This window comes from Clostridium sp. 1001270J_160509_D11 (assembly GCF_015667935.1).
In the GTDB taxonomy this organism is placed as follows: domain Bacteria; phylum Bacillota; class Clostridia; order Peptostreptococcales; family Peptostreptococcaceae; genus Intestinibacter.
The window spans coordinates 1-6,554 of the sequence record NZ_JADPET010000157.1; the positions used below are offsets into that span (position 1 = coordinate 1).

General features: G+C 25.4%; 8 protein-coding genes. 2 read left to right on the plus strand and 6 right to left on the minus strand.

Annotated features, from left to right (window positions below):
• Positions 1–127 precede the first annotated feature (127 nt).
• Complete coding sequence (locus I4U58_RS11965) at positions 128–490, minus strand: hypothetical protein (protein WP_195931575.1); 363 nt, start codon at positions 488–490, stop codon at positions 128–130.
• A 292-nt stretch (positions 491–782) separates the two neighbouring features.
• On the opposite strand from I4U58_RS11965, the gene I4U58_RS11970 reads away from it, so the two are divergent.
• On the plus strand, positions 783–1,235 hold the full coding sequence (locus I4U58_RS11970) for a hypothetical protein (protein WP_195931576.1): 453 nt from the start codon (positions 783–785) through the stop codon (positions 1,233–1,235).
• 56 nt (positions 1,236–1,291) lie between these two features.
• On the opposite strand, the gene I4U58_RS11975 is transcribed toward I4U58_RS11970, so the two are convergent.
• Positions 1,292–1,591, minus strand: a complete 300-nt coding sequence (locus I4U58_RS11975) for a TIGR03905 family TSCPD domain-containing protein (protein WP_195931577.1) — start codon at positions 1,589–1,591, stop codon at positions 1,292–1,294.
• Positions 1,592–2,542: 951 nt separating this feature from the next.
• Between I4U58_RS11975 and I4U58_RS11980 the strand changes: the two genes are divergently transcribed.
• Positions 2,543–3,295: a peptidylprolyl isomerase gene (locus tag I4U58_RS11980; RefSeq protein WP_195931578.1), complete on the plus strand. Its 753-nt coding sequence runs from the start codon at positions 2,543–2,545 to the stop codon at positions 3,293–3,295.
• Between the two features lie 153 nt (positions 3,296–3,448).
• Here I4U58_RS11980 and I4U58_RS11985 read toward each other — a convergent pair whose 3' ends face one another.
• The 4 genes from I4U58_RS11985 to I4U58_RS12000 all read right to left on the minus strand — a co-directional run bounded on the left by I4U58_RS11985 (position 3,449) and on the right by I4U58_RS12000 (position 6,365).
• Positions 3,449–3,931, minus strand: a complete 483-nt coding sequence (locus I4U58_RS11985; RefSeq protein WP_195931579.1) for an Lrp/AsnC family transcriptional regulator — start codon at positions 3,929–3,931, stop codon at positions 3,449–3,451.
• A gap of 101 nt (positions 3,932–4,032) precedes the next feature.
• On the minus strand, positions 4,033–4,446 hold the full coding sequence (locus tag I4U58_RS11990) for a CBS domain-containing protein (RefSeq protein WP_195931580.1): 414 nt from the start codon (positions 4,444–4,446) through the stop codon (positions 4,033–4,035).
• Between the two features lie 227 nt (positions 4,447–4,673).
• A complete protein-coding gene (locus I4U58_RS11995) occupies positions 4,674–4,874 on the minus strand; it encodes a cold-shock protein (RefSeq protein ID WP_195931581.1) in 201 nt (66 codons plus the stop codon).
• Between the two features lie 198 nt (positions 4,875–5,072).
• Positions 5,073–6,365: an amidase domain-containing protein gene (locus I4U58_RS12000; RefSeq protein ID WP_243269625.1), complete on the minus strand. Its 1,293-nt coding sequence runs from the start codon at positions 6,363–6,365 to the stop codon at positions 5,073–5,075.
• Between the last annotated feature and the right edge of the window lie 189 nt (positions 6,366–6,554).

Below are 6,554 nucleotides of genomic sequence, written 5' to 3' on the forward strand. Positions count from 1 at the left end.
CTTCTGTTTTTTCATCCTTAAAATTAAAATAAAGACATAGATTTCTACAGTCTATTTTTTCATTATTTGAAAATATACTAGATTGTTTATATTTCATAATATTATCCCCTTTATAAATTTATCTCTTTTATTTTTTATAGTTTTTAGCGTATTTTTCAAAAGCTTCTATATAGTTTTTATTATTTCTTCTTTTAACTGCATATTGATGGAGTTCGATGATAATTTTATCTTTATCTCTTACAAAATGGTATAAAAGTCTAAGTTGGGTATTGTCGGCATACCTAAATTTGTAAGTGTAAAAGTTATTTTCAAACACATCGTATTTTATAGATTCATTATTAAAGATTCTTTCAAATGGCTGTCCATTTTCCTCAAACTGAAGAATAGTCTCACATAATTTATTTAACGCTTTATTTATAGCTTCTTTTGTCTTTTCATTTTCTTTATTGAACTTTTTATTATTTATACTTATACAAATTTTCTCGCTCATACATATACCACCTATTAATTTTTTTACACTAATTTATATTATACTACTTTTTTTATATTATTACTTATTATACTTCTTATATTTATTTTGTTTTTATTTTTATATTTATATTTCGTTTTTATAATGCCAAAATTTAATATATAGATTTATTTTCTTTTTATGTATTTTGTGATAAAATAAGTAATATGTTTTATTTTGCCTTTGAAATCTAAATTTGGTTTATACTTTTAATATATATTACATAGGCTAAAATAATAAAAACTAAATATCTATTGAAATTAGGAGGATTAATATGGGTTTAAAAGAAAGATTTGCCGAATCATATGCTAAGTCAAAAACTATGAGTGGACCTGAAAAAAGAGCAAATGAAATCATGGGTAAATTATTAATGAAAAAAGCAATCATACCTATAGTAGCTATGATTATCTTAATCATAGTTGGTGCTATGCAACATATTAACGGATGGATAATCCTTGCAATAAACTTAGGTATATGTGTTGCTACTTTCTTCTATATAAGAAAACAAGCTCAAGAATTCCAAAACTTTACACCTTATGTAGGTAACTTAATAAGTTTAGAACAAAAAGGGAAAAAAGAATACGTTGCTATCTTAAAGCAAGGTAAAAAACCTATTAAATTAAAAATAGCTTATGGCGCTGAAGATTTACAAAATGTAAAGAAAAATCAATTAGTACAAATAAGTTACAACTCTAAATATCAAATTGCAATATTAGTTACTAGATAATAATTGTAGTTTATTATAATAAAAATAAGCAGTCGACGACTGCTTATTTTTATTATCTAATATTCATTATCTTCTTCATATCTATTATTTTCATATCTATTATTATTGTATACAAATTCTTTATATATTTTTAGTGCATTTGCTAATTGGTCTGGACATGATGTCCCTCTCATCTTGCATGGGACTTGTTCCAACATATCGATAACATAATCTATATTTTTACCCCTAACTAAATTTTTAATAGCTATTAATGCACCTTCGCATCCCCCTTCAAATACAACATCACATATAGTATCACCTTCTATATCTAATAAGATAAATTTTGCACATACACCACTTGTATAATATCTATACATTTTTTACCTCCCAATACTTATATAAAGAAATACTTCTTCTAAATAGATTTAAAATATTTTTATTTGCTTATATTTTCTGTTCATTCATATCTTATATATCAATATAAATCGTAGTTATTTTAATTTATAAAATGAATATACTTTCTTATGTGTGATTAAAAGTCATAATTTTAACTTTGTATAATACACTATATTTATAAATTTATGATAAAATACTATTATTAATGTTATTTTTTTATATTGGGAAAAATATAATTTCTATAAAGCTAATTCACAATGTCATTTTGAATTCATAATCATTTTATAGTATATATTCTCAAACAACTAATATAGAAGTTTTTTCCTTTCGTTTTAAATCACGTATATATTAACTGTTATTGGTTAATATTTATCTATAGAAATAGATTAGGAGAGATTTATGATTATATTAGAATTTTATTTTAGAACTTTGACAGTTTTGTTTTGGATTACACTACTGTTTAATTGGGTTTTTATACCCAATCCAATTATTAATTATTATGTATTTAATACTTATTTTGTTTTATCAATTATTTATATAACATTAGCTATAATAAATAAAATAAAACACAAAAGTACAGAAATTAGAGATAAAGTAGATTTTTATTATAAATTGATCTCAATTATAACTTTTGTAATCTCAATGATGTATTTCTTACTATATTCAAACAGTATTAAATTACTCTTAATAAAAACGTTTATAATTTTTTTATATTTTTATATATCTTTTAAAAAGGTTAACTTAAAAGACGAAGAAGGTGTAGTAGGCATAATAGGTTCTATATTAATCTTTGTCTTTGCTACATACTATTAAATCTTAAATATACATTCTCATGGAAAATGTTAGACATATTAATATTTTTTTGTTATTATGTATAAAGAAGTTAATTCAAAAATAAAATTAAATTAAATAAGAAAAGGAGCAATCAACTTATGGAAAAGAAAATATTAGCTAAAGTTGGAGATAAAGAAATCTCTAACATAGATATCGATCACGCTTTACAAGGTTTAGATCCTTATCAAGCACAACAATTCCAAACTGAAGAAGGTAGAAAATATGTATTAGAAGACTTAGTAAATCAAGAACTTCTTTACATGTATGCTAAAGAAAATAAAATAGACGAAAACGAAGATTTCAGAAAAGAAATGGCTGAAATAGAAAAAAACGTATTAAAACAATACGTAATAAACCAAATATTAACTGAAGTAAAATTAACTGATGAAGAAAAACAAGCTTTCTATGAAGCTAACAAAGCTAACTTCTCTAACCCAGAAACTGCTAATGCAAAACACATATTAGTAGATTCAGAAGAAAAAGCTAACGAAATATTAGCTCAAATAAAAGCTGGAGACGTTACTTTCGAAGATGCTGCAAGAGCTAACTCTACTTGCCCATCTAAAGATCAAGGTGGAGACTTAGGTACTTTCGGTAGAGGTCAAATGGTTCCAGAATTCGAAGATGCTACTTTCGCTATGAACGTAGGAGATGTAAGTGAACCAGTTAAAACTCAATTCGGTTACCACTTAATAAAATTAGAAGCTAAAAACGAACCAACTATACCAGCTTACGAAGAAATAGCTGATAAAGTTGAAAAAACTTTAATGTTCCAAAAACAAGGTGAAGTATACAAAAACAAATTAGACGAAGTAAAAGCTAAATTTGGAGATATAGTATCTTACATGTAATCAAAATAAATTTATAAATTAAAAAAGCTTGTCCTATACTATTTGTGACAAGCTTTTACTTTACCCATATAATTAAACCAGACTAACATCCAATTATAATTTACGCATATTAAATTTATAACCTTTTCATATAATTATTACTCAAAATTAATATTATGTGAATAATCTTCTTGTTTTATATTTTTTAGTAATTATATTATATTCTACTTCAGTTATTCCCTCGATTTTATAAATTTTCTCAAAAATAAATTTTTCTAGACTTTCAATATCTTCGACAAAAGCATCTGCATATAACTCATTTTTCCCTGTCATAGCGTATATACTTTCTATTTGTGAATACTCTTCAAGTGCATTTGCCACATCATCTAATTTATTTGGTACAGCTTTTACTTGTAAAAATACAGGAGTATTTAAACCGACTTTTTTTGAATTTAATTGAACTGTAAATCTTTCAATTATTCCCTCTTCAAGCATTTTCATAACTCTTTCTCTTACTGCCATACGTGATAGATGTACTTCTCTAGCAATTTCTGCATATGATATTCTGCTATCATTTGCTAATAATTTTAGTATTCTTATGTCAGTTTTGTCTAGATGAATACCTAATTTGTCAAAGTCTAAAGAATCTTCTCTCATAAATATACCTCCTCTTAGGAAAATTTTAACACTCCTATAATTAGATTATAACAGTTAGTATATGAGTAGGTATATAAAAACTTATTTTATATGGATTTTTTTTATTTTTTCATCTTTTCGTAACAATATTCTACAATAGTTCTTCTTTTTACCATTCCTATAAAAGTTTCCGAGTCATCTATTACAGGAACGAAATTTTGACTAATAGCTTTTGATACTAATAATTCCATATTTGCACTTATAGATACTGGCGTATTGTTTTTTCTTCTAGGAACGTCTATTACGGGCATAAAATCTATATCTTTTAAACTAATTTCATTTTTTTCAGCTAAGTCCTCTAATGTCCAAAGTAAATCCCCTTCTGTTATAGTTCCTACATATTTGCCATCCTTTGTTAATATAGGAATAGATGAGTATTTATGTTCTTTCATTTTGTCTAGGGTCTGTCTAATAGTAAAATCTTCTGTTATGTATGCCACTTCACTTTTTGGTGTTAAAAAAAATAATATATTCATATTTATATACACCTCCACAATTGTTTTCAAAAATCTATCTCATATTATTTTATCATAGTTAAGTATTTGTTTGTATGTAAATTTTCTATCTCTTCAAGAACAGTATTTACATTATATATCATTATAATTCATTTAATTTTATATACAAAAAAAAGCCACCAAAGTGGCCTTTTTCTCACATATCACTAGCATTACTAATATATATATGAATCTCGTTATAATCCTAATTATACTCTTACTACGTTAGCAGCTTGAGGACCTTTTGCTCCTTCAACTACGTCGAATTCAACATTTTGTCCTTCTTCTAATGATTTGTATCCATCACATTGTATAGCTGAGAAATGTACGAAAACATCTCCTTCACCTTCTACAGATATGAATCCAAATCCTTTTTCATTGTTAAACCATTTTACTACACCTGTTTTCATTAATAAATCCTCCTAAAAACACACTTAATTAGCTATTAAAATAGCCTTATACTTAATTTATCATATATAATTATATTTGTCAATTAAATTTAATTTTATACTTTTTTTCTGGAATTTATTAAAATAAATTCAATAAATTCTATGTTAATTTAAATTTAATAAAAAATATATCCAATTTCAACAATATTTATATATCTATTACTCGTAATTAACTTTAATCAGATGGAATTTTATAGCTTTATCACTCCATCCTAAATCCCAAGGTACTAACAATCTATCGGTATTGTGACAAGTAACTAATGGATATCCCTTTGAGTCTAATCCTGTTACTGTTGATACATGGGTTATTCTTCCGTTTTTTTCATATCCCACAATATCTCCCGGTCTCAATTTGTAAGCTTCTTTGTATACTTCTTCGTAACTTCCTTTTGCTAAATAATATCCTCTTCCGCTATATATAAGGTAATTTTTAAATCCCTGTGCATTTACCCATTCTCTCGTAGCTTCTCCTTTTTCATAATTCCATGTACGATTTTTTGAGAATGTTCCGCTTTCATACATTATTTGTGATGCAAAGTTTGCACAGTCTCCTCCATCACCATTGAAATCTTTATAATTTGGATTTATAAGGTATATTTTATCATCTGCATTTGTAGCGGCTCCACAGTATTTATGTGCATAATCTACTGCTTTTTTTTGTTTATCACTTAAATTTAATTCTACTGGATTTTGTGCTAAGATGTAGTTTTTTATCTCAGCAGAGTTTATATTCTCTAAATTTAGTGAATCCGCAAATGGATCTGTATACCATTCTTTAGTTATTACATATTGGTCGTCTTTTACTCTTACATGAAGATAATGTTGAGTTCCTATTTGGAATTCATTTTTTATATCTGGTTGATTTTCATAGTAGTATTTATATTTAGTACATACTGTACAAATTATGCCGTATAAATTCTTCTCTCTTTCTCTCATTTTATTCACTTTTACTTTTGCATCTATTTCATCAAATACTACACCTTGTTTATCCGACCAATTTTTAAGATATTGCATCTTTTTTATTTCATGTTCATATGCCCAAAGCCCAAACTTTATATTAGTGTCGTATAATCCCTTTAGTATTTCCTCATTATGCTCCATAATAGCTTTATTTCTATAATCAAATAAGTCTTTTAAGTATAATTCATACTCTTTGCTTATATCCTGGGATTTATTCATATCTTTATTTTTTTCATTTCCATCTTCAGCTTGCATATTTTGAGTATTTAAATCTGTTTCATAACTTTCGCAATCATTGTCTTGATCGTCTTGCTTTTTAACTTTATCTTTATTCTTTTTACTTCCTTTCTCTTCTTTTTTGTCTTCGTTTTGATATATTGTTTTATTTTGTGCATATATATAATTATTTTCTTTAAGGTTTATAAAATTAAGTCCTCCAACACTCAAACTCAATATTAGTAAAGCCTTAAAGATTTTGTTATAGCTTATCAAAATACTTCACCTCCACTTAATAATTTGTAGATATTTTGTTATAGCGCACATAAAATAATATTTTAAAGAAAATATTAGCTAAATTTTAAGTTAAAATACTTTCTTATAATTTTTATTAGTATATCCAAAATATTAAACAAATAATTATTAAGCTAGTTTACATATTTTACATGAAATTAAATAAATATG

Excerpts from the sequence above, each read along its gene's own strand:
- I4U58_RS11990 (WP_195931580.1), bottom strand. The coding sequence starts at position 4,446 with ATGAATATATTATTTTTTTTAACACCAAAAAGTGAAGTGGCATACATA.
- I4U58_RS11980 (WP_195931578.1), top strand. The coding sequence starts at position 2,543 with ATGGAAAAGAAAATATTAGCTAAAGTTGGAGATAAAGAAATCTCTAAC.
- I4U58_RS11965 (WP_195931575.1), bottom strand. The coding sequence starts at position 490 with ATGAGCGAGAAAATTTGTATAAGTATAAATAATAAAAAGTTCAATAAA.
- I4U58_RS11975 (WP_195931577.1), bottom strand. The coding sequence starts at position 1,591 with ATGTATAGATATTATACAAGTGGTGTATGTGCAAAATTTATCTTATTA.
- I4U58_RS11995 (WP_195931581.1), bottom strand. The coding sequence starts at position 4,874 with ATGAAAACAGGTGTAGTAAAATGGTTTAACAATGAAAAAGGATTTGGA.
- I4U58_RS11985 (WP_195931579.1), bottom strand. The coding sequence starts at position 3,931 with ATGAGAGAAGATTCTTTAGACTTTGACAAATTAGGTATTCATCTAGAC.
- I4U58_RS11970 (WP_195931576.1), top strand. The coding sequence starts at position 783 with ATGGGTTTAAAAGAAAGATTTGCCGAATCATATGCTAAGTCAAAAACT.